17 protein-coding genes are annotated in these 19,712 nt (G+C 74.9%); 7 read left to right on the top strand and 10 right to left on the bottom strand.

Translation table 11 applies throughout. The annotated features are described in order from the left end of the window. Positions 1-107: 107 nt before the first annotated feature. A complete protein-coding gene (locus IE329_RS31380) occupies positions 108-1,517 on the bottom strand; it encodes an APC family permease (protein ID WP_190214420.1) in 1,410 nt (469 codons plus the stop codon). 318 nt (positions 1,518-1,835) lie between these two features. On the opposite strand from IE329_RS31380, the gene IE329_RS31375 reads away from it, so the two are divergent. The 4 genes from IE329_RS31375 (at position 1,836) to IE329_RS31360 (ending at position 6,034) form a co-directional block, all read left to right on the top strand. Further along, positions 1,836-3,476 (top strand): glycosyl hydrolase family 8, encoded by a 1,641-nt coding sequence (locus IE329_RS31375; RefSeq protein ID WP_190214403.1) that lies wholly within the window; start codon positions 1,836-1,838, stop codon positions 3,474-3,476. Between the two features lie 252 nt (positions 3,477-3,728). After that, positions 3,729-4,055 carry a hypothetical protein gene (locus IE329_RS31370; protein ID WP_190214402.1) on the top strand — a complete coding sequence of 109 codons (327 nt, stop codon included), beginning with the start codon at positions 3,729-3,731 and terminating at the stop codon, positions 4,053-4,055. A gap of 210 nt (positions 4,056-4,265) precedes the next feature. After that, on the top strand, positions 4,266-5,216 hold the full coding sequence (locus IE329_RS31365) for an alpha/beta hydrolase (RefSeq protein WP_190214401.1): 951 nt from the start codon (positions 4,266-4,268) through the stop codon (positions 5,214-5,216). Positions 5,217-5,332: 116 nt separating this feature from the next. Continuing rightward, the gene (locus tag IE329_RS31360; protein WP_190214400.1) at positions 5,333-6,034 is read left to right on the top strand and encodes a 2-phosphosulfolactate phosphatase; all 702 of its coding nucleotides are present in this window, start codon (positions 5,333-5,335) and stop codon (positions 6,032-6,034) included. 213 nt (positions 6,035-6,247) lie between these two features. Here IE329_RS31360 and IE329_RS42190 read toward each other — a convergent pair whose 3' ends face one another. The 3 genes from IE329_RS42190 to IE329_RS31345 form a co-directional block, all read right to left on the bottom strand. Continuing rightward, on the bottom strand, positions 6,248-7,834 hold the full coding sequence (locus IE329_RS42190; protein ID WP_190214419.1) for a carbohydrate binding domain-containing protein: 1,587 nt from the start codon (positions 7,832-7,834) through the stop codon (positions 6,248-6,250). Positions 7,835-8,570: 736 nt separating this feature from the next. After that, positions 8,571-10,199: an FAD-dependent monooxygenase gene (locus tag IE329_RS31350; protein WP_190214399.1), complete on the bottom strand. Its 1,629-nt coding sequence runs from the start codon at positions 10,197-10,199 to the stop codon at positions 8,571-8,573. Positions 10,200-10,317: 118 nt separating this feature from the next. Next, positions 10,318-10,740, bottom strand: a complete 423-nt coding sequence (locus IE329_RS31345; RefSeq protein WP_190214398.1) for a hypothetical protein — start codon at positions 10,738-10,740, stop codon at positions 10,318-10,320. 204 nt (positions 10,741-10,944) lie between these two features. Here IE329_RS31345 and IE329_RS31340 point away from each other — a divergent pair, with 204 nt between their 5' ends. Next, a complete protein-coding gene (locus tag IE329_RS31340; protein ID WP_190214397.1) occupies positions 10,945-11,454 on the top strand; it encodes a mycothiol transferase in 510 nt (169 codons plus the stop codon). A 109-nt stretch (positions 11,455-11,563) separates the two neighbouring features. On the opposite strand, the gene IE329_RS31335 is transcribed toward IE329_RS31340, so the two are convergent. The 3 genes from IE329_RS31335 to IE329_RS31325 all read right to left on the bottom strand — a co-directional run bounded on the left by IE329_RS31335 (position 11,564) and on the right by IE329_RS31325 (position 14,427). After that, positions 11,564-11,833, bottom strand: coding sequence for a hypothetical protein (locus IE329_RS31335; protein WP_190214396.1), 270 nt, complete (start codon positions 11,831-11,833; stop codon positions 11,564-11,566). Between the two features lie 171 nt (positions 11,834-12,004). Continuing rightward, a complete protein-coding gene (locus IE329_RS41675; protein WP_190214395.1) occupies positions 12,005-13,786 on the bottom strand; it encodes a serine/threonine-protein kinase in 1,782 nt (593 codons plus the stop codon). 416 nt (positions 13,787-14,202) lie between these two features. Then, a complete protein-coding gene (locus IE329_RS31325) occupies positions 14,203-14,427 on the bottom strand; it encodes a hypothetical protein (RefSeq protein WP_190214394.1) in 225 nt (74 codons plus the stop codon). A 930-nt stretch (positions 14,428-15,357) separates the two neighbouring features. Between IE329_RS31325 and IE329_RS31320 the strand changes: the two genes are divergently transcribed. Beyond that, a complete protein-coding gene (locus IE329_RS31320; protein WP_190214393.1) occupies positions 15,358-16,212 on the top strand; it encodes a D-hexose-6-phosphate mutarotase in 855 nt (284 codons plus the stop codon). 17 nt (positions 16,213-16,229) lie between these two features. On the opposite strand, the gene IE329_RS31315 is transcribed toward IE329_RS31320, so the two are convergent. After that, entirely contained in the window at positions 16,230-17,120 is an 891-nt protein-coding gene (locus tag IE329_RS31315; protein ID WP_190214392.1) for a phytanoyl-CoA dioxygenase family protein, read from the bottom strand. An 86-nt stretch (positions 17,121-17,206) separates the two neighbouring features. On the opposite strand from IE329_RS31315, the gene IE329_RS31310 reads away from it, so the two are divergent. Next, positions 17,207-18,043: a helix-turn-helix transcriptional regulator gene (locus tag IE329_RS31310; protein ID WP_190214391.1), complete on the top strand. Its 837-nt coding sequence runs from the start codon at positions 17,207-17,209 to the stop codon at positions 18,041-18,043. 76 nt (positions 18,044-18,119) lie between these two features. On the opposite strand, the gene IE329_RS31305 is transcribed toward IE329_RS31310, so the two are convergent. After that, a complete protein-coding gene (locus IE329_RS31305; protein WP_190214390.1) occupies positions 18,120-18,866 on the bottom strand; it encodes a Mut7-C RNAse domain-containing protein in 747 nt (248 codons plus the stop codon). Positions 18,867-18,976: 110 nt separating this feature from the next. Further along, positions 18,977-19,561 carry a hypothetical protein gene (locus IE329_RS31300; protein WP_229927916.1) on the bottom strand — a complete coding sequence of 195 codons (585 nt, stop codon included), beginning with the start codon at positions 19,559-19,561 and terminating at the stop codon, positions 18,977-18,979. Positions 19,562-19,712 lie beyond the last annotated feature (151 nt).

The following is a 19,712-nucleotide window of genomic DNA, read 5'->3' as shown; positions in this document are numbered from 1 at the left end:
CGGGCCGACAGCCCCGGCCGACGACGCAGCCCAGCGCGACCCGGGCCGGCAACGGCCGGGCCCGGCGCGCACCGGGAGCGGCGCGCACCGGGCCCGCCCGGCGTTCGTCACGCCGTGTGCTGCTCCGCCGGCGCCGCCGGCTCGGCGGGACGGAGGAACTCCTCGCGGATCTCCTTGGGGCCGAACGGCCAGGTGTGCTCCGTCCTGGCCCAGAGGAGGAAGGCGACGCAGCCCAGCGCGACCCAGGCCAGCGACCACTCCACCGGGTGGTACCCGGGGGAGTTGCGGTCCGCGTAGCCGTAGATGACCAGCCAGCCGATCGCGGCCACCACGCCGGGCAACGGGTGGAGCCACATCCGGTAGGGCCGGGGCAGGTCGGGCTGCCGGCGGCGCAGGACGACGACGGCGGCGATCTGGGCGAGCGCCTGGACGATCACCATCACGGTGGTGAGCACGGTGATCAGGACGGTCAGCGGCGGGTGCTCGACGGTGTTGCCGACGTGCCGGCTCAGGTAGAAACCGGCGGCGGTGACCAGCACCATGGTGACCAGCCCGAGGACGGGGAAGCCGTGCCGGGGGTGCAGCTTGCCGTAGGCCCGGAAGAAGGTGCCGTCGCGGGCGGCGTCGTAGGGCACTCGGGAGCCGCCGAGCAGGCCGGCCAGGACGGAGGCGAAGGCGGTGACCAGGATGAGGACGGTGACCACGTCCGCGGCGGCCCTGCCCCAGGCCTGCTCCAGCACGGCGGAGGCCACCGACCTGGAGGCGACGGAGTCCGGGTCGAGCAGTTGGTGCCAGTCCATCGCGCCGAGGACGCCGACCTGCAGCAGCAGGTAGATCCCCATGATGCCGATGATCGAGTAGATGATGGCGCGGGGCAGGACCCGGCCGGGGTCCTTCACCTCGGCTCCCAGGTAGGCGGCCGTGTTGTAGCCGAGGTAGTCGTAGATGCCGATGGTCAGGCCGGCGGCGAAGCCGATCCAGAACTGTCCGTGGGTCAGCTCGACGGCGTGCGCGGGCCAGCTGAACGCCCGGCTCGGGCTGAAGCCGCTGAACGCCGCCAGGATCACGGCGGCCACCGAGGTGATCATCACGCCCCACATCACGGTGGTGAGCCGGGCGATGCTCTCCACCCGGCGCCAGAGCAGCAGGACGACCAGGGCGCAGAAGGCCAGCCCGACCAGGTCGCCCTGGCCCTTGGTCATCCCCGGCCAGAGGTAGCCGAGGTACTGGACGAAGCCGACCACCCCGGTGGACATGATCAGCGGGATGAAGAGCATCGCCGTCCAGACGAACAGGAACGGCATCAGCCGGCCGGTGCGGTACTGGAAGGCTTCGCGGAGGTAGACGTAACTCCCGCCGGCTCCGGGCAACGAGGCGCCTAGTTCGGCCCAGACCAGGCCGTCGGCCAGCGCGAGGACGGCCCCGGCGATCCAGCCGATGACCGCCTGCGGGCCGCCGAACGCGGCCACCATCAGCGGGATGGTGACGAACGGTCCGATGCCGCACATCTGGCTCATGTTGATGGTGGTGGCCTGGAAGAGGCCGAGTTTGCGGGTGAAACCTGGGGACACCGGGGCCTCCGAGCACGGGGGAGAGGCGGAAGGGCGGGGCCTGGTGGGCTACGGCCCGCGAGGGGCTTCAAGTTAAAGAGCATTACTTGATGCGTCAAGCCCTCGCGGTGCGAGGGGGCCGCCTTCGGTCGGCCCCGCGATGCTCGTCAGGAAACTTTCCTAACGAAAACTCTTGACCATGCCACCTCAGGCCCCGATTCTGATCCCGTCCCGCCACGGCTTCACCGAGGGCGTTGTCCGGTACGACCGCTGAGGAGCTCAGGAATGAAGAACCTGCACAGAACGGGCGCCGCCGTGCTCGTCGCCGCCGGCCTGGTGGTGGGCGTCGTCGCCGCCCCGGCCTCCGCCGCCGTGACCCGCTACGAGGCGGAGGGCGCGAGTGTCTCGCTCGGCGTGGTGGAGGCCAACCACGCCGGGTTCTCCGGCACCGGATTCGTCAACGGCGACAACGCGGTGGGCAGTTGGGTGGAGTTCACGGTGACTGCCCCGGCCGCGGGAACCGCCACCCTCGGTATCCGGTACGCCAACGGCACCACCGTCAACCGGCCCGCCGACATCGCCGTCAACGGCACCGTCGTCTCGGCGGCGCGCGCCTTCACGGGCACCGGCACCTGGGACACCTGGTCCACGGCCACCCTCACCACCCAGCTCGCGGCGGGCGCCAACCGGATCCGGCTGACCTCCACCACCACCGGCGGCCTGCCCAACGTGGACTACCTGGACGCCGACCTCGGCACCAGCACGCCTCCCGGCGGCCCGGCCGTCCCCTTCGGCAGCCACCAGTTCCCTTACGCCGCAGGCACCTTGAAGCCTTCGGGGGCCCAGTCGGCGCTCGACCAGCAGGTGATCAGCACCTACAACGCCTGGAAGGCCGCCTTCGTCAAGCAGAACTGCGGCAACGGCTGGTACGAGGTGATCTCGCCGGACGCCGACCACCCGTACGTGGCCGAGGCCCAGGGCTACGGCATGGTCGTCACCGCCACCATGGCGGGCGCGGACCCGAACGCCCGGACCGTCTTCGACGGAATGGTGAAGTACATGCTCGCCCACAAGTCGGTGAACAACGCCAACCTGCTGGCCGCCGAGCAGGACACCTCGTGCAAGAGCGTCAACGGCTCCGACTCGGCGACCGACGGCGACCTCGACGTGGCGTACGGCCTGCTGCTCGCCGACAAGCAGTGGGGCAGCAGCGGGAGTTACAACTACAAGGACCTCGCGGTCAAGCACATCAACGCCATCAAGGCGAGCGAGGTCAACCCGACCACCCACCTGATGCTGCTCGGCGACTGGTCCGCCTCCGGCGACCCGCAGTACTGGATCACCCGTTCCTCGGACTTCATGCTCGACCACTTCCGGGCCTTCAAGGCCGCCACCGGCGACGGCGCCTGGGACACCATCCGCACCGCGCACCAGAACCTGATCACCTCGCAGCAGAGCAAGTACGCCGCCGGCACCGGCCTGGTGGCGGACTTCATCGTCAACACCAACAGCACCCCCAAGCCGGCCGCCGGCGAGGTGCTGGAGAGCCCCAACGACGGGGACTACGGCTGGAACGCCTGCCGGGACCCCTGGCGGATCGGGACCGACGCCGTCACCGGCGGCGACGCCGCCTCGCTCGCCTCCGCGCGCAAGCTCAACGCGTGGATCAAGACCAAGGCCGGTGGGAACCCGGACACCATCGTCACCGGGTACCACCTCAACGGCACGGCCTTCGGCACCGGCAAGGACATGGCCTTCACGGCGCCCTTCGTGGTCACCGCGATGACCGATCCCGGCTCGCAGGCCTGGCTCGACGCGCTCTGGACCAAGCTGGCCGCGACGCCGATCAGTTCCTCGCTCTACTACGGCGGCAGCGTGCAGCTGCAGTCGATGATCGTCGCCTCTGGCAACTACTGGGTGCCGTAGGCGACCCCGGGACCGCGGATGAGGCCCCGCGGCCCCGGCCCGGCCCGGAGCAGGCCCCGGTGGGCCCCGGCGGATCTCGTCGGGGCCCACCGGGCTGCCGTGCTGCAGGCCCGGCCCGTCCCGGCCCGGCCCGGCGACCGCAGGGCGGAGCCGGACAGGCCTAGGATCGTGCTGCCGTCCTCGGTGTGCCCGTCGCTCCCGGCGAGGCGGCCCTGGAGGTGCGACCGTCCCCCCGAGCAAGGAGATCCCCGCGTGCGCAGGTCATCGACGGATCAGGTCCGGACGGGCCCGGAGGGCTCGGCACTGTCCCTCTGGTCGAAGGATTCGCTGCTGTCCGTCGCCTCGGTGGGCTCGGTGCTGTCCATCGGCTCGGTCGGCTCGGTGCTGTCGGTCGGTTCCGTCGGGTCGGCCCTGTCCGTGTTCTCGGTGGGATCCTGGGCGAGCGCGGGCTCGTTGCTCTCCGCACGGTCCCGCTGGTCCGTGATGTCCTGGCGGTCCAGTGCCGGGGTGCTCTCCGCCGGCGTCGTCGCGGCCACCGCGGCCGTGCTGCTGCTCCAGCGCCGGCGGCCGACGGGGTGAACCCCCGGGCCCGGCCCCCGGGCGGGACCAGAAGTCGCCGACCTCCGGCGATGCTGACGGATGGTCACCCACGCCGGACCGACGGCGGCGGACCCGACGGCGGCGGGCCGGGCGGCGCTGCGGGGCGTGCGGGACGGCGTGCTGGAGGGTGCCGGCCGGGAGACCGTCCCTGGGTGGGGGCCGTCCGCGTCAGGGTGGCATCCTGGTCGGATGGCCGAACCGACCGACCCCTCGCTCGCCGACGCCGAACTGGCCGCCTTCGTCGCGGCGGTTCGGCGGGACCCGGGGCTCCCGGCCCGTGCCGTGGGCGCGGCGGAGCTGAGGCGCGCGCAGCGGCTCCGGGTGGCCGCCCGGCCCCCGGGCCCCGAGATCCCCCACGTCGAGGACCTGGTGGTCGGCCCGGCCGCGGCCGGTGCCCGCCTCTACCGGCCCGCCCCGGAGCCCCGGGCGCTCGTGGTCTTCCTGCACGGCGGGATGTGGACGATCGGTGATCTGGAGTCGCACGACCGGGCCTGTCGCAGACTGGCGGCCGGCACCGGTGCGGCGGTGCTGAGCGTCGACCACCGGCGGGCTCCGGAGCACCCGTGGCCGGCGGCCGTCGACGACGGCGTGCAGGCCGTCCGGTGGGCGCTCGCCGGCGGAGCCGCGGGCGCCGGGATCGCCGGGCCGACGCTGGTCATGGGCGACAGCTCGGGAGGGAACCTTGCCGCGCTCGCCTGCCTGCGGCTGCGGGACGAGGGCGGACCGCTGCCGGCCGCCCAGGTCCTGGCGTACCCCAACACCGATCTGACCCTCTCCGCTCCCAGTGTGCGGTCGAAGGGCACGGGTTGGGGGCTGGCGGCCGACGACGTCGCGTGGGGGGCCGAGCAGTGGGTCCCGGACCCGTCCCGGCGCGCCGACCCCGCGGTCAGCCCCCTGTACGCCGCCGAACTCGGCGGGCTCCCGCCCGCCGTGGTGGTCACCGCGGAGCACGATCCGCTCCGGGACGAGGGCGACGCCTACGCGGCCCGGCTGGCCGCCGCGGGTGTCCCGGTCGGGCACCGCTGCGAGGGCGGGATGGTCCACGGCTTCCTCACCCTCGACACCGTCTCCCCCGCCGCCGCGGCCGCGGGGGAGAGGCTCTTCGCGGACGTCACCGAGCTGATCGGTCAGGTCGGCTGACCGGGCGGCAAGCTCCCGCGGGCCGGGCGGCCGCTGTCCCCGGCGCGGCTCCCGTCCTCCTGTGATGCGCGTCACCGTCCGGGCGCTGCGGGCCGGCCATGGGGGATCATGATCGGATGGATGCTCGTTTCCTCGGCATCGCCGAGCTCGCCGAAGTCCCCTCCGTGGCCGTGGTGGTGGACGTCATGCGTGCCTACACGGTGGCGGCCTGGGCTTTTGCCCGAGGGGCGGAGAAGATCGTTCTGGCCGGGTCCCTGGACGAGGCCCTGGCACTCAAGGGCCGCCACCCGGACTGGGTGGCGCTGAAGGACGGTCCGGCGGCGGCCGGGTTCGACGCCGTCAACTCGCCCGGCCTGCTGCGGTCCGTGGACCTCACCGGGCGGACGGTCGTGCAGAAGACCACGGCGGGGACGGTCGGCGCCCTCGCCGTCCGGGAGGCGGACTTGGTGCTGTGCGCGGGCTTCGTGGTGGCGGAGGCGACGGCCCAGGTCCTGCGGGCCCGTGAGTGCGGCAGTGTCACCTTCGTGGTCACCGGCGAGGACGGGCGCGCCGACGAGGATCTGGCGTGCGCCCAGTACATCGCCGGGAGGGCCGCCGGAGCCGGGACGGCGGCGGCCGGGTACCTCCGCCGCGCCGGCGGGTCGCGCGCCGCCCACGAGTTGGCGACGGGCGTGCGCCAGGGAGTCCATCCCGACGACGTCGCGCTCTGCCTTGAGCTGGACCGGTTCCCGTTCGCGATGGTGGCGGCCTCGGAGGACTCGCTCATGGTCCTCCGGCCGTTCGCCGCGCCTTCGCCGGCCGACGAGACCCCGCTCTGACCGCGGCGTCACGTCTTCGCCGTCGCGGCACAGTCGCCGCGGCATCGCAGCATCGCAGCATCGCGGCGCCGCCGGGCCCGGCCAGGACGACGGTCGTAGCCGCCCCCGCCCCTCGCCGGTACCCGCGCGAGCAGCGGGGCCCCGGGAGCGTCCTGCGCTCCCGGGGCCCCGCTCCCCTCATTGCCGGTTCACGGCCGGTCGGTCAGCCGGGGATCAACGGCCCTGGAGGGACTTGACGTTGTCGCCGAAGGTCCAGCCCTTCGAGCCGTCCCAGTTGATCGACCAGGTCATCAGGCCCTTCAGCTGGCCGCTGTAGGAGCTGTAGGCCTGGCTGACCAGGCTCGGTGCCATGTAGCCGCCACCCGCGCCGGACTGCGCGGGCAGGCCGGGCACCTGCTTGTCGTAGGGCACCTTGATGGTGGTGCCCTGGACGGTCAGGCCGTTGTTGAGGCAGGTGGTCTGCGCGGTGAAGCCCTGGACGGTGCCGGCCGAGTAGGAGTCGCCGGAGCAGCCGTACATGCTGCCGTTGTAGTACTGCATGTTCAGCCACCACAGGCGGCCGTTGTCGACGTACTTCTTGATGATCGGCAGGTAGGAGCCCCAGATGGACCCGTAGGTGACGCTGCCGCCGGTGACGTACGCGGTCTCGGGGGCCATGGTGAGGCCGAAGCCGGCCGGCATCTGGGCGAGGACGCCGTCGATGATGCGGATCAGGTTGGACTGGGAGGCGGACAGCGTGTTGATGTTGCCGCTGCCGGACAGGCCGGTCTCGATGTCGATGTCGATGCCGTCGAAGTTGTACTTCTTGAGGATCGGGACGACGGTCGCGACGAACTTGTCGGCGACGGTGCTGGAGCTCAGGTCGATGCCCGCGGCGGCGCCGCCGATCGACATCAGGAGCGTCGCCCCGGCGGCCTTGGCCTGGCACATCTCGGCGGGGGTCGAGACCTTGACGCCGGCGTCCATGCCGTCCTGCCACAGGACGGTGCCGTCGGAGAGGATCACCGGGAAGGCGGCGTTGATGACGTTGTAGCCGTGCGCGGCGATCCGGCTGTCCGTGATCGGGACCCAGCCCAGGCCGGGGTGGACCCCGTTGGAGGCGCCGTCCCAGTTCTCCCAGTAGCCCTGGAGGACCTTGCCGGAGGGCTTGGGCTTGGTGGCGCAGGTCTCGCCGCTGGTCGGCGTCACGGTCGGCGTGACCGTCGGCGTGACGGTGGGCGTGACGGTCGGGGTCACCGTGGGGGTGACGGTGGGCGTGACCGTCGGGGTCACCGTCGGGGTGACGGTGGGGGAGGGGCTGCTGCCGCCGGGGCCGGCGAGCGAGACGTCGTCCGCGTAGTACGCGGGCTGCCCGTACCAGCCGTGCAGGTAGACGGAGACCGAGGTGGTGCTCGGCCCGGTGCTGAAGCTGACGCTGAGCTGGCTGTACGACGCGCTGCTCGGCGTCCAGGTGGACGTGGTGCCCGTGAGGCCGGTGCCGGTGGCGCCCAGGTAGACGTAGCTGCCCTGGACCCAGGCGCTCAGCGTGTACTGGGAGTTGGGCTGCACGCTGACGGTCTGGGCGCACTGGCCGGTGTCCTGGCCGGTCGGCGTGGCCTTGAGCGCGGAGGTGCCGGCGTGGACCGGGCTGCCGACGGCAGTGCCGGAGCCGCCGGAGCAGGTCCAGCCGGACAGGGCGCTCTCGAAGCCCGGGTTGGCCACCAGGTTGGTGGTGGCGGCTCCCGCGGTGACGGAGCCGGCCATGGTGAGGCCGGCGCCGATGACGGCGGCCGCGCTCACCCCGGCGAGCGAGCGCACCATGACGGTCCGTCCGTTCGCGGCGCGGCCGGCCCGGTGCACCTGGCCCGCGCGTTCCACAGCCGCCCGCTGGGGGCGGGAGGCCCGGAGCGGCTCGCTCCCGGCCTGCTCGTCCGCGAGGCGGCCGGGCTCCGGACAGGGGCGGAAGTCGTCCGACGGACGTGGCGTGCGCGACCTTCGACGGAACATGCTGTGCTCCCTTTCCCGCAGGGCGTCATGGACATGACCGACGCGTGGGGGCGCGACGCCCGGCTCTGGGTGAGGTGGGGACATGTGGGGCTGTGCCGAACTGGATCGTAGGAGGGGCCGCAAGGCGCGTCAATAGGTCTGGACCAATAGTCAAAAGGGGGCCAGAATGTGAGGCCGTGCCGACTCCCGTCCGGGCTGCCGGGACAGGTGAACGGGCGCCGCCCGGGCCGTTCCGAGGCCGCCGCCGCGGGCCGTTGCGAAGCGGCCGGCGCACCGGGGCCGGGCACCGGCCCGGTGGCGGCCGGGGTGGTCCGCAGGCCGGCCGCAGCGCGACCGGCCGGGGCCCGGCGGCCTTCTGACGGTCCGGCGACGGCCGCGGGCCGGTTCCGCCGGGCGGAACCACGCGCCACGGCAGGGGCGTTCGCGCTCGGACCGCCGCGTCGGGTTCAGGGGCCGCAGACGGCCGGCCGGGCGGGCCCGCCGGGTGCGGCGCCCGCCCGGCGGAGCACCCGCCCCCGGCAGGTGTGCCGTGCCGCCGGGTCAGACCGGGTCAGGCCGGGGCGAAGGTCCGGCGCAGCCGGGCCACCAGCCGCTCCGGGTCGGCGGGGTGGCAGCGGGCAGCGAGGTACCCGTCGGGCCGCACGATGACGGCCTCGCCGGGGCGGGCCGCGTAGGCGGCCGCGAAGGCGCCCTCGGCGTCCCGGACGCAGGGCAGCCGGACGCCGGCCGGCCGGGCGTCCGGGGCGAGGACGACGTAGACGTCCAGCAGGCCGTGCGCCGCCGCCGTCGCCGCCCCGGCGCAACGGTGCAGCAGCTCGGCCGGGGTGTCCTGCCCGGCGTGCAGCAGCAGGGTGTGGTGCGGGCCGCGGAGCAGGTCGAACAGGCGCAGCGGGTACCGGGCGAGGTCCCGCGCCAGCCCGCCGCAGTCGGGCGCCCGGTCGCCGGGGGCGGGGCCCGGGCCGCCCCAGGCGGCGGGCCCGTCGACCAGCGGGCTGTCCCGGTAGTTGACCAGCAGCTGGGCCTCCCGCAGCAGGATCGTGGTGAAGTCGTCCGGGTCGGCCTCGACGCCCGCCCGGGCGTGCCGGACGGTGCGGCCGACGACCTCCTCGCCGATCGGGTGCCGTTCGCCCTGGTAGGTGTCGAGCAGTCCCTCCGCGGCGGTGCCGCCGACCACCAGGGCCAGCTTCCAGGCCAGGTTGTAGGCGTCCTGCACGCCGGTGTTCATCCCCTGCGCGCCGGTCGGCGGGTGGATGTGGGCGGCGTCCCCGGCCAGCAGGACCCGGCCCTCGCGGTAGCGGTCGACCAGGCGGTGGCTGATCCGGAAGACGGAGGACCAGCGCAGCCCGGAGGCCGTGGTCGGGGTGGGGGAGAGCCGGTCCAGGACGGTCTGGATGTGCCGCAGCTGCGGGGTGCGGCCGGACTCCAGCCCGTGCGCCACCTCCCCGTTCGTGCCGCCGACCGCCGCCACGGCCTCCAGCTCGGCCGGTACCAGCATGGACATCCGGTAGCGCCCCCGGCCGGGGAGCGGGATGCAGACCAGCAGGTCGTCGACGCGGCCCTCGGCGTCGTGGTGGACGACGCGCAGGCCGAAGCCGGCCGGCAGGTCCCAGTCCACCTCGACGTCCCCCAGCATGTACTGCTCGGGGAACGCGTCGCCGTCGAAGCGGATCCCCATCGCCCGCCGGACCGGACTGTGCGCGCCGTCGCAGCCGATCAGGTAGCGCGCCTGGACGTCCTCGCGGCCCTCCGGCGTCCTGAGCACGGCTCGCACGCCGTCGGCGTCCTGGCCTAGGTCGATCAGCTCCGTCCCGCGCTCGACGGCGGTGCCGTACCCCGCCAGGTGGGCCGTCAGCAGCCGCTCGGTCGCGTACTGCGGGATCGCCGCGAAGCCGTACGGGATGTCCGCCGGCAGGTCCAGGTCGATCCGCGGGCCCGGCTTCCCGTCGATGTAGGTCAGCTGGCCGAGCATCGGGAGGGCCACGTCCAGGGCCTCGCGGGCCAGGCCCATCGCGTCCCAGATCTCCAGCGTCCGGGGCTGGATGCCGACCGCCTTGGCGTAGGGCTGCGGCTCCGCGAGCTTGTCGACGATCCGGCAGTCCACACCACGGCGGCGCAGCTCCGCCGCGGCGGTCAGGCCGACCGGGCCCGCACCCACCACCAGCACCTCGGTGTCGCCCATGGTCTCTCCCCGGCCTCGGGACGATGCACGACCGCATCACCTTCAGCCTGCCTCCGCCGGGCCGGGGGCCGCCACTCGCGCGGGCCGCCCGCGGCCGGCCCGCCGGCGTCCGGGCGGCTCAGGGCCGTGGCGCGGGCCGGGCGGGCAGCGTGTCGTCCGGCGGGAAGAACGCGGTGACCGGACCGCCGGCGCCGTCGCGCTGGAACCACACCATCCGGCGGCGCGCCCCGATGTACGCGGGGGCGCTCACGTACAGGTCGTGCCGCGGCGCCCGCTCGTTGCCGGGGGCGAGCGCCGCGTCCGTGGCGTCCGAGGCGATGGTCCGCAGCAGGGCCAGCACGGTCGCCTCCGCCGCGGCCGGCGCGATGGCGAGGTCCGCGAGGGCCTGCCAGAGCTCGGCCGAGACGAAGCTGATCGGTGAATTGCCCAGCGCGGGGTGCGGCCGGGGGTCCCGGTACGGGTAGACGCGCAGGCCGTGGCGGTCGCGGGCGACGGGGAGGTCCGGCGGGGGGCCGGGGGCCGCGGGTGGAACGGAGGTCATGACGGGCACGGTAGCGCGCCGGCCGCCGGAGCGGGCCGGATGCCCCGATGCGTCCGCCTCGGGCCGGGTCGGCCGTCACCCTGTGGACGGCGGTCCGGACACGCCGCCCCGGCCTGTCGCTGCGCCCCGCGGGCCCCGGGCCGGGGCAGAATCGAGGCGGCCACCGGTCGCGGAGCGCGCCCGCCGGGCCGGGAGGAGTCCGCGATGAACTGTGCCGGTCTGCTGGCCGACGCCTTCGGCCGGATCCGGACGGCCGTCCACGACGTGGTGGAGGGGCTCGACGCCGACGCCCTGGCGGTCCGCCTCGACGAGGGCGCGAACTCGATCGCCTGGCTGGTCTGGCACCTCACCCGGATCCAGGACGACCACATCGCCGACGTGGCGGGCACCGAGCAGGTCTGGAGCGAGCAGGGCTGGGCCGACCGCTTCGCGCTGCCCTTCGCGGTCCGGGCCACCGGCTACGGCCACACCGCCCGCGAGGTGGCACAGGTCCGGGTGCCGTCGGGCGGCCTGCTCACCGGCTATCACGACGCCGTGCACGAGCGGACCCTGGCCTTCGTCGGCCCGCTCACCGGCGCGGCCCTCGACCGGGTGGTGGACGAGGCCTGGACCCCGCCGGTGACCCTGGGGGTGCGGCTGGTCAGCGTGCTGTCGGACGACCTCCAGCACGTCGGGCAGGCCGCCTTCGTCCGGGGTGCGCTGCTGCGGCGGTAGCGGGCGGCGGACGCCACCGCGGCCGGCGGCCGGCCCTGCCCGGAGCCGGTGCCGGGCCCGGCACCGGTCGGCCGGACATCGGGGGTCCGCGGGCCCCTGGCCCTGCTCCCTAGGCTCGGTCCTCGCCCCGCTCCTCGCCCCGGTCCAAGTCCTCGGCGCTGCCCCGGTCCTCGGCCTGCCCGAGGCCCAGCCGTCCCAGCAGCCCCTCCGACCACTCCGCGGACGGGCCCGGCGCCCGCGCCGAGAAGTCCCGCAGGCGCCGGGCCGTGGCCAGCCAGCGGGCGCAGCCGGCGCAGGAGTGCTCGTGCCCGTTCGTCCCGCCGGCGTCCTCGCCGTCCAGGCGGGCGGACATCGCGGCGCGGTACTCGGCACAAGTCATGGGTCCATCGTCCCGCAGGCCCCCGGCCGGGCCGCAGGGGCGGTCGGCCGGCCCGGGCGCCGCGCCCTGGCCGGCCGCGCTCCGCCCGCCGGCTGCCGGAGGGTCCAGGCCCGGGCGTCCGTCCGGGCCGCCGGTCCCGCCCCGGGCGGGACCGGGACGCTCCCGGTGCCCTCAGTGCTGCGCGGCCAGGTCGCCGGTGAAGCCGTCGACCTCCAGGTGCAGGCTGCCGTCGCTGTTGCGGGTGTAGATCTGCCGCGCCGGGTTCGCCACGCAGCCGCTGAGGCCGGAGGTCGGCGCCGTGCGCAGCACCAGGCGGTCGGCGCCGACGGAGATCAGCAGGGCGCTGCTGTCGCAGTACGGCGTGCCGGCGCCGGTGTTGTTGTGGATGCTGCCCACCGGGTCGTCCTTCCCGCCCTGGCCGATGGTGATCCGGAAGTCGGCCCGGAGCGCCACCGCCGGGGAGGTCAGGACGCCGGACCAGGTGCCCAGGTACTCGGCCGGGACCAGGCCCGCCTGCTGTCCTGCCGGATCCGTGCCGGCACCCGGCCCGGTCGCGGACGGGGTGGCTCCGGGCGAGCCGGCCGTCGCCGGTCCGGTGGCGGCCGGGGGCGCGGTGCCCGTGCCGCCGGAGGAGGAGCCCCACTCGGGGACCAGCCAGCCGGCCAGGCCGGCGAGGGCCACCACCGGCAGGACGGCGACCGGCAGGGCGCGCCGCAGCCGGGCCGCCGGAGTCCGGGGCGTGCCGGGCGGGTTGACGCCGGTCGCGGTGCCCGCGCCGGGCTGCCCGGGCCAGGGACCCGGGGCGGTGGCGGGCGGCGGTGGCGAGATCCACGGCTCGGGCGGCCCGAACCGGCCGCTGGGCGCCCCCGCCGCCCCCGCTGCCCCTGGTGTGCCTGGTGTGCCTGGTGTCCCCGCTGCGCCGGGGCCGGAGTGGCCGGGGGCGGTCGGTGCCGGCCCGGGTGCCCGGCCGGTGTCCGGGCGGGCGGCGCCGCCGGGGGGCGCCTCGCCGGGTGCGGCCGGCTCGGCTGCGGAGTCCAGGTCCAGCAGCTCGACGGCCAGGCGGGCGAGCGAGCCGGCGACCGCCGGGGGCAGCCAGTCCCCGCCGAGCCGGTTCGCCGCCCGGCCGGCTCCGGGCCCGCTCGCCGGGGCCAGCACCTCCCGCAGCCGCTCCGGCGTTGGCCTCCGCTCCGGTTCCTTGGCCAGACAGGCGGTCAGAAGCTCCCGGAGCTCCGCATCCTGCGGCAGCAGCCGGCTGAGGTCGGGCTCCTCGTGCACCACGCGGTAGAGCAGGGCCGGGGCGCCGGTGTCCGACCCGAACGGGGCGTTGCCGGTGGCCGCGTAGGCGAGGACGGCGCCGAGCGAGAACACGTCCCCCGCCGGGCCGGAGGGCAGGCCCCGGGCCTGTTCGGGGGAGAGGTAGCCGGGGGAGCCGATCACGAATCCCGACTGCGTGAGCGCGGTGGCCGCGTCGAGCGACCGGGTGATGCCGAAGTCGATCAGGCGCGGACCGTCCAGCGCCAGCAGGACGTTGGACGGCTTGACGTCGCGGTGCACCAGCCCGAGCGCGTGCACGGCCGCCAGCGCCTCGGCGAGTCCGAGTGCCAGCACGCGGACCGCCGGGCCGGGCAGCGGGCCGAACTCCCGTACGGCGGTGGCGAGGGACGGTCCCGCGACATAGGCCGTGGCGACCCACGGACGCTCGCCCTCGGTGTCGGCGTCCAGGACCGGGGCCGTCCACCGTCCGCCCACCCGCCGGGCCGCGCTGACCTCCTGGCGGAACCGCGTCCGGAACTCGTGGTCCGCCGCGTACTCCCGGTGCACGGTCTTCACGGCCACCGTCCGCCCGCCGGCTGTGCGGCCGAGATAGACCTGGCCCATGCCCCCGGCCCCCAGCCGCCGGAGCAGCCGGTACTGGCCGATCTGCCGGGGATCCGCCGCGTCCAACGCCTCCATGGCCTGCCCCGCCCCCACCGACTGCGCCGAGGACCGGGTTCCGGCACCCGTGCGCCCCGCTCCCCGCGGTGCGTTCGGGCCGGCCCGGCCGATTCCACCACGGACTGTACGTCAAAGCCCCTCCCGGGGGCCGCCCCGAAGGCGTGCCCCGACTTTGTCGGCGGTTCACGGTCCCGGTGGTTCGTGAACCGGGGGCAGGACGGTGTCCCCGGCCGGGCCGGCCCTTCGGCCGAGGCCTGGAAGGCGCTCCGCGCGGGCGGTGGCCAGCCGGTCCCGGGCGCCGGACGTCGCGGGTGGCGGGCAGCCGGTCAGGCCGTCGCCGCGCGGCGGCCGCCCCGGTGGCGGAGTCCGTCCGCACGGCGCAGGGCCGGCACCACCGGGTGCCGGCCCTGCCTGCTCACCGGATCGGGGGAGGATCAGTAGAACAGGACGGAGAGGCGGGCCGTGTTCGGGGCGGTGTCACAGAAGTAGGTGACCGCCTGACCGGACGTCACGTACGCCTTGCCGGCGCTCTCGCACGCGGCGGCGCTCGGGTACATGCCGATGTAGGTGTAGCCGGACGCCTGGGCGGCCGGGGCGGTCAGCAGCGCACCGCCGGCGAGGAGTCCGGCCAGGGCCAGGGTGGAGACTGCGTTGCGCATAGCCATGATGGTGTAGTCCATTCTTGTAGAGGAACACCAGGAGGCCGCACCCTCGCTGCATGTGAGCGAGCCTCTCCCACTCGCGTACCGCCGGGCAATGGGCCCCGGGGACTTCGGCCGGAAGCCACCGGATCATGAACAGCCCGCAGCCGGAACCGAAGTCCTCACCTGTGAAAACATGCACACAATCCATTCAAACCTCGGCGGGCCGCGGCTGGAATCCGCCCGCGACCGCCGAACCGGGCGGCCGCGGGACCGAGGCGCGTGCCGGCGGGGCCGACGACGTTGGCGCAGGCCATGGCGGGTCGTCCCGGTACGTTCGGGTGTGGCCCGCCCGCTGCCGGCCGGCCTGTGCCCGGCCGATCGCCTCGGCCTGGGAATGTGAAGAACGGCGTGCACAAGTGGCGCTGAGCGATGGTGACCGGAGGTGGGGGGAGCGGCCTGGGCCGGTCCCGCGGCTCGGGGACGGGCCGGGTCGGTGTCCTGCGCACGCCCTGCGCCAGGGGGAGTGTCGATCAGCCCTTCTTGCTCGATCGTGACCAGTTCTGCTTGAATCCGCGCACGACAGTGCAGGCACCTCTGCATCCCTGACGGCGGGCCGGCCGGTGTCCGTCACTTCCGCCGAGGTCCGCCGTGACGTGTCGCGGGCTGCCCCCGACCCGGTGCGGGGTCGTCCCGGTCGGTCTGCGGACCCGTGCGCACCTCGCGCCGGCAGCTCGCCTCCTGGTCCCTCCGGCCCGCGGGCCGCCCTCGCGCCGCGTGACACCGGCTCCTCGGCGGGCGCCGGACGGGCGGTGAACGCACGCTGACCTCGGCGGGAGCCGGGCGGCAGCTGCGGCCGGGACACCGGGTGCTCCGGCCCCGGCGGCGTCGTCCGGCTCGCGGGCCGGAGGCGGCGCAGGCCGGACCGTGAATGAAAGGATCTTGGACATGAGCGACAGGTTCTTCGGGCTCCCGGTCGTCCGGACGATCAGCGCGTCCGTCAGCGAGCGCCGGCTGGACCGGTTGCCGGTCCTGGTGATCGACCATCCGCGGGCGCGGGCCGCGGTGACCCTGCAAGGCGCGCAACTGATCGCCTGGCAGCCCGCCGGAGCCGAACCGGTGCTCTGGCTGAGCGAACAGGCGCGGTTCGAGCCGGGTCGGGCCGTCCGCGGCGGGGTGCCGATCTGCTGGCCGTGGTTCGGCCCGGTCGCCGAGCCCTCCCACGGCTTCGCCCGCCTCCTGCCCTGGGAGCTCACCGAGTCCGGCGAGGACGGCTCCGGGGTGACGCTGACCCTGACCCTGCGGGAGAGCGAGCGGTCGAGGACGTACTGGCCGCACGCGTTCACGGCACGCGTCACCATCAGGCTGGGTCTTGAGTGCGCGATCGACCTGGAGGCCCACGGCGACCACGAGAGCACCGCGGCCCTGCACAGTTACTTCCGGGTCGGCGACATCGACACCGTCACCGTGGCCGGCCTCGGGAAGACCTACCTCGACGACCTGCTCGGGACGGAAGGCCGGCAGGAGGGGGACCTGGCCTTCACGACCCCGCTGGACCGGGTCTACCCGCAGGCCGACGACGTCAGCCTGATCAACGACCCTGGCCGGGGGCGCACCATCGAGGTCCGGCACCGCGGGCAGAGCGACGTGGTGCTGTGGAACCCGGGGGAGCCCGGGTGCACCGACCTGGCCGCCGGTGGCCACCACGGCTTCGCCTGCGTGGAGACGGCCAGGATCCGCCGGCCGCTGGTCAGCGCCCCCGGCCACCCGGCACGTCTCGGGCTCACCGTGCGGGTCGGGTAGCGCGCCCGGGGGGACGGTCACAGCCCGTCCCCGTCGTGCCAGTGGCTCTGCCAGCGCCCGTCGATCGGTTCGCCGGCCGGCTGGTGGCGGATGTCGGTGGAGAGCCGGAACAGCCCTGCGGGATCCTCGTTGTCCAACGAGGCGTGGATGATGTGCGCGCTGTGGACCATCAGGTCCCCGGCCGAGAAGCCGGTCACCAGCCAGCGGGCGTCGTACTCCTCCGCCAGCGCCGGCAGGTCGGCGGTGATCGAGGCGGCGGGGCGCTTCAGCGTGCCGGCCGCCTCCTGCGCCCTGACGGCGTGGTGGCTGCCCTCCAGGTAGACGAGCGGCCCGCGGCCGATCGGGACGTCGCCCAGCGGGATCCACGAGGAGACCACGTTGTTGCTGCCCTCCCGCAGGTAGACCAGGTCGTAGTGGGCCTGGGTGGCCGTGCCGATCCCGGCCTCGCCCGGTCCGACGTGCCGGATGATCTTCCGGCGGTGCAGGTGCAGGTCCTGGGTGCCGAGGAACCACCGGTGGAACTCCGTCAGCCGCGGGTGGTGGCACAGGGCCTCGTACTGCGGCCCCGGCACCAGGTCCTGGAAGAGGAGGGTGCGCAGCCGCGCCGGGTCGAGCGTTCCCCGCGGGGCGGCGATGCCCTTGCCGGGATCGGTGCCCGGGCGGGTCAGTCCGCTGGGCGCCAGCGTGGAGAAGTAGTGGCGACGGAAGCGGAGGACGGTCTCCCGGTCGAAGAAGCCGGGCAGGAACAGGTGGCCGTCCCGCTCGAAGCGGGCCCGCAGGGCGCCGAGGTCGCCGCGCTCCTGGGCCGGGACCGGCAGCAGGCGGCCGAGGCGCCGGCTGCTCCGGTCGAGCCGGTACCCGTTGGATCTCAGGACTCCCGTCGGGACGGGTGATCGGTTGTCTTCCATGCCGCCCATGGTCTTACCTGTGCTGATGGAGAGGCCATGCACCGGTTCCGGCTCCACTTGGATTCCTGTCGACCAGGAGGGCTGTCATGCAGTCGACCGCGTACTACCTGACGCCCCCGGCGGAGGTCCACGCGCTGGGGCTCGCCGTCACGGCGGTGGGCCGGATCGTCGGCCAGTGCTCGACCCGCGTCGACCGTGCGCTGCCCGGGTACGCGGGCGTGCTGGTCACGGAGGGCGCCGGATCGCTCGCCCTGCGGGGCGCACCCGGCCGGCACGCGGTCCCGGCGGGATCGTTCTTCTGGCTGCCCCCGGGCGTGCCGCACACCTACGGCCCCACCCCGGGCACCTGGTCGGAGTACTGGGTGCTGTTCGAGGGGCCCGCCACCGGCCGCTACGAGGACCTCGGCTACCTGGCGGCCGGCCCGGCCCCCGTCGAGCCGGCCGACCCCGCCGGCACCCGCGCGGCCCTCGACAAGCTGCTGGAACTCGGCTCAGGACCCGAGTCGTTGAGCTCCCACGTCGCCGCGGCGGCCACCTTGCAGGTACTGATCGCCGCGGTCGGCACCCCGCACGCGGCACCGCGACCCGCGGCGGACGCGTCGCTGGACGTCGGACGACGGGCCCTGGCCGTCCTCGCACGTGACGCGGCCGGCCCGGTGAGCATCGGCGCGGTCGCCCGGGAGCTGTCGGTCTCCCGGGACACGCTGGCCACCCAGGTCCGTCGCCTCACCGGTTCGACGCCCACCGACCACCTCACCCGGCTCCGCCTGAACCGGGCCAAGGGGCTCCTCGCGTTCACCGACCGCTCGATCGCCGACGTGGCCCGCACGGTCGGCTACCCGGACCCCGCGTACTTCACCAGGGCCTTCACCCGCCGGATCGGGGTGTCCCCGAGCACCTTCCGGCAGCAGCAGCGGACATGAGGGAGTGTGCGCCAGGCCGCCGAGGTCCCGGCGGTGCCCCGGCCACGTCGGCGCCCGGCCGGAATCCGTCGCCTGGCTAGGGCAGCACCTCGGCCGGGCCGGGGCTGCCGAACTCGCGCACCGACTCCTCCACGATCGCGTTGAGGCTGGCGTGGTGGGCGCCGCGCCAGTAGACCTGCCTGCAGTCCGTGCACTGCGCGAACGCGTCGTAGGCGCGCTCGGTGCCGTCCTGCAGCTGCTCGTGCACCGACTCCTTCGCGGCCTCGCGGAGGGTCCCGTTGCAGGCCGTGCACCTGGTCCAGGGGGCGAGCGGCGGGGCGAAGCGGGACAGCACGTCCCGCAGTTGCTCGGGCGGTCGGTGGCTGTAGACGTACGCGCCGGCCCAGAGTTCGCGCCGGTGGAGCAGTCCCCGGTCCCGGGAGAGCATCACCCGCTGCTCGGCGGCGGAGCGGGTGGCCAGTGCCGCGTCGCCGATGTCGACGCTCTCGTACGCGGCGTCGACGCCCAGCAGCCGCAGCCGTCGGGCCAGGGTGCCCAGGTGGACGTCGAGCAGGAAGCGGGCCGGGCCCGGGAGCGGCTGCGGCCTGCGGACGGCCAGGACGGTGACCTCCTCGCCGTCCGCGGGGACGTGCGAGACGGGCACCTGCCGCCCGCCGACCAGCAACGTGCCCGCCTCGGTGAGCGGGACCCCCAGCGACTCGACCACGTGCCCGAGGGTGGAGACGCCGTCGGTCCGCACCGCCGATCGTCCGGCCCGCCGTGCCGCGGCGACGAAGAGGTGCAGTTCAGGGGCAAAGCTCAGCCAGATCTCCGGTTTCTCCACCCGGCCAGCATGCCAGTGGCCGCCGGGCCGCTGCCAGGCAATTCGGGGACGGTCCGGGGGCCCCGGGAGCTGCCCGGCGGCCGTGCCCCCGGGTGTCCGGCGGGGCCGGTTCAGCGGACGATGCCCACCAGGGCGTCGCCGTCCCGGGCGCAGACCAGCGCGCCCGGGCAGCAGGTTCTCCAGCCGTCGGCGCCCGGGCCGAGCAGGGTGACCCCGCGCCAGTCGGCGGACTCGGTGGGGCCGCCGCGCCACAGCCGCAGGCCCAGGGGCTCCACCATCACGTCGGCGGGGGCGGTGCCGGGCACGGCGGCGGGATCGGGCAGGACGCTCGCTATCTCGTCGGCGGGGTAGCCGAAGAGGTCGATGTCGTCCCAGGCGACCACGCCCGGTTCGGGCCCGGCCGACGGGTCGTCGGCCCGGATGTCGATCCGGGCCAGGCCCTCCGGGGCGCCGGGGCCGCCACCGCCGACGGTCAGCACCACGCCGTCGACGACCGCGCTGAGGTTCCAGTCGGGCTCGAAGAGCAGCCCGCTCAGCCAGGCGTCGTGCGCGTGCCGCAGTTCCGCGTACTGCGCCAGGGCCAGTCGCATGATCGGGCGGCTGCGCCTCACCTCGCCGCCCGCCGTCAACAGGCCGTGGACCTCGGCGGGGGACATCCCGAACCTCAACAACCCGGCCGCGTTCGGCAGGGCCACACCGACTCCAGGGCGCAACGTCAACATCGCACCATTCTTCGCCCTGGGACCGACAACGCAAGAGCCAATGGCGTCCGGCCGCGGAATTGGCGCCGCACCGTCACCGGGCCACCGGCGAACGGCGGGCCCTCCCGGCCGTCCTCGGGTACGC

The sequence above is a fragment of the Kitasatospora indigofera genome, from assembly GCF_014655955.1.
Lineage (GTDB): Bacteria > Actinomycetota > Actinomycetes > Streptomycetales > Streptomycetaceae > Kitasatospora > Kitasatospora indigofera.
This window is presented reverse-complemented; position numbering and strand designations above follow the sequence as displayed.

What these genes read in the sequence shown, in the direction of transcription:
- IE329_RS31380 (WP_190214420.1), bottom strand. Translation starts at nt 1,517, where the DNA reads ATGAGCCAGATGTGCGGCATCGGACCGTTCGTCACCATCCCGCTGATG.
- IE329_RS31375 (WP_190214403.1), top strand. Translation starts at nt 1,836, where the DNA reads ATGAAGAACCTGCACAGAACGGGCGCCGCCGTGCTCGTCGCCGCCGGC.
- IE329_RS31365 (WP_190214401.1), top strand. Translation starts at nt 4,266, where the DNA reads ATGGCCGAACCGACCGACCCCTCGCTCGCCGACGCCGAACTGGCCGCC.
- IE329_RS31360 (WP_190214400.1), top strand. Translation starts at nt 5,333, where the DNA reads ATGGATGCTCGTTTCCTCGGCATCGCCGAGCTCGCCGAAGTCCCCTCC.
- IE329_RS42190 (WP_190214419.1), bottom strand. Translation starts at nt 7,834, where the DNA reads ATGGTGCGCTCGCTCGCCGGGGTGAGCGCGGCCGCCGTCATCGGCGCC.
- IE329_RS31350 (WP_190214399.1), bottom strand. Translation starts at nt 10,199, where the DNA reads ATGGGCGACACCGAGGTGCTGGTGGTGGGTGCGGGCCCGGTCGGCCTG.
- IE329_RS31345 (WP_190214398.1), bottom strand. Translation starts at nt 10,740, where the DNA reads ATGACCTCCGTTCCACCCGCGGCCCCCGGCCCCCCGCCGGACCTCCCC.
- IE329_RS31340 (WP_190214397.1), top strand. Translation starts at nt 10,945, where the DNA reads ATGAACTGTGCCGGTCTGCTGGCCGACGCCTTCGGCCGGATCCGGACG.
- IE329_RS31335 (WP_190214396.1), bottom strand. Translation starts at nt 11,833, where the DNA reads ATGACTTGTGCCGAGTACCGCGCCGCGATGTCCGCCCGCCTGGACGGC.
- IE329_RS41675 (WP_190214395.1), bottom strand. Translation starts at nt 13,786, where the DNA reads ATGGAGGCGTTGGACGCGGCGGATCCCCGGCAGATCGGCCAGTACCGG.
- IE329_RS31325 (WP_190214394.1), bottom strand. Translation starts at nt 14,427, where the DNA reads ATGCGCAACGCAGTCTCCACCCTGGCCCTGGCCGGACTCCTCGCCGGC.
- IE329_RS31320 (WP_190214393.1), top strand. Translation starts at nt 15,358, where the DNA reads ATGAGCGACAGGTTCTTCGGGCTCCCGGTCGTCCGGACGATCAGCGCG.
- IE329_RS31315 (WP_190214392.1), bottom strand. Translation starts at nt 17,120, where the DNA reads ATGGAAGACAACCGATCACCCGTCCCGACGGGAGTCCTGAGATCCAAC.
- IE329_RS31310 (WP_190214391.1), top strand. Translation starts at nt 17,207, where the DNA reads ATGCAGTCGACCGCGTACTACCTGACGCCCCCGGCGGAGGTCCACGCG.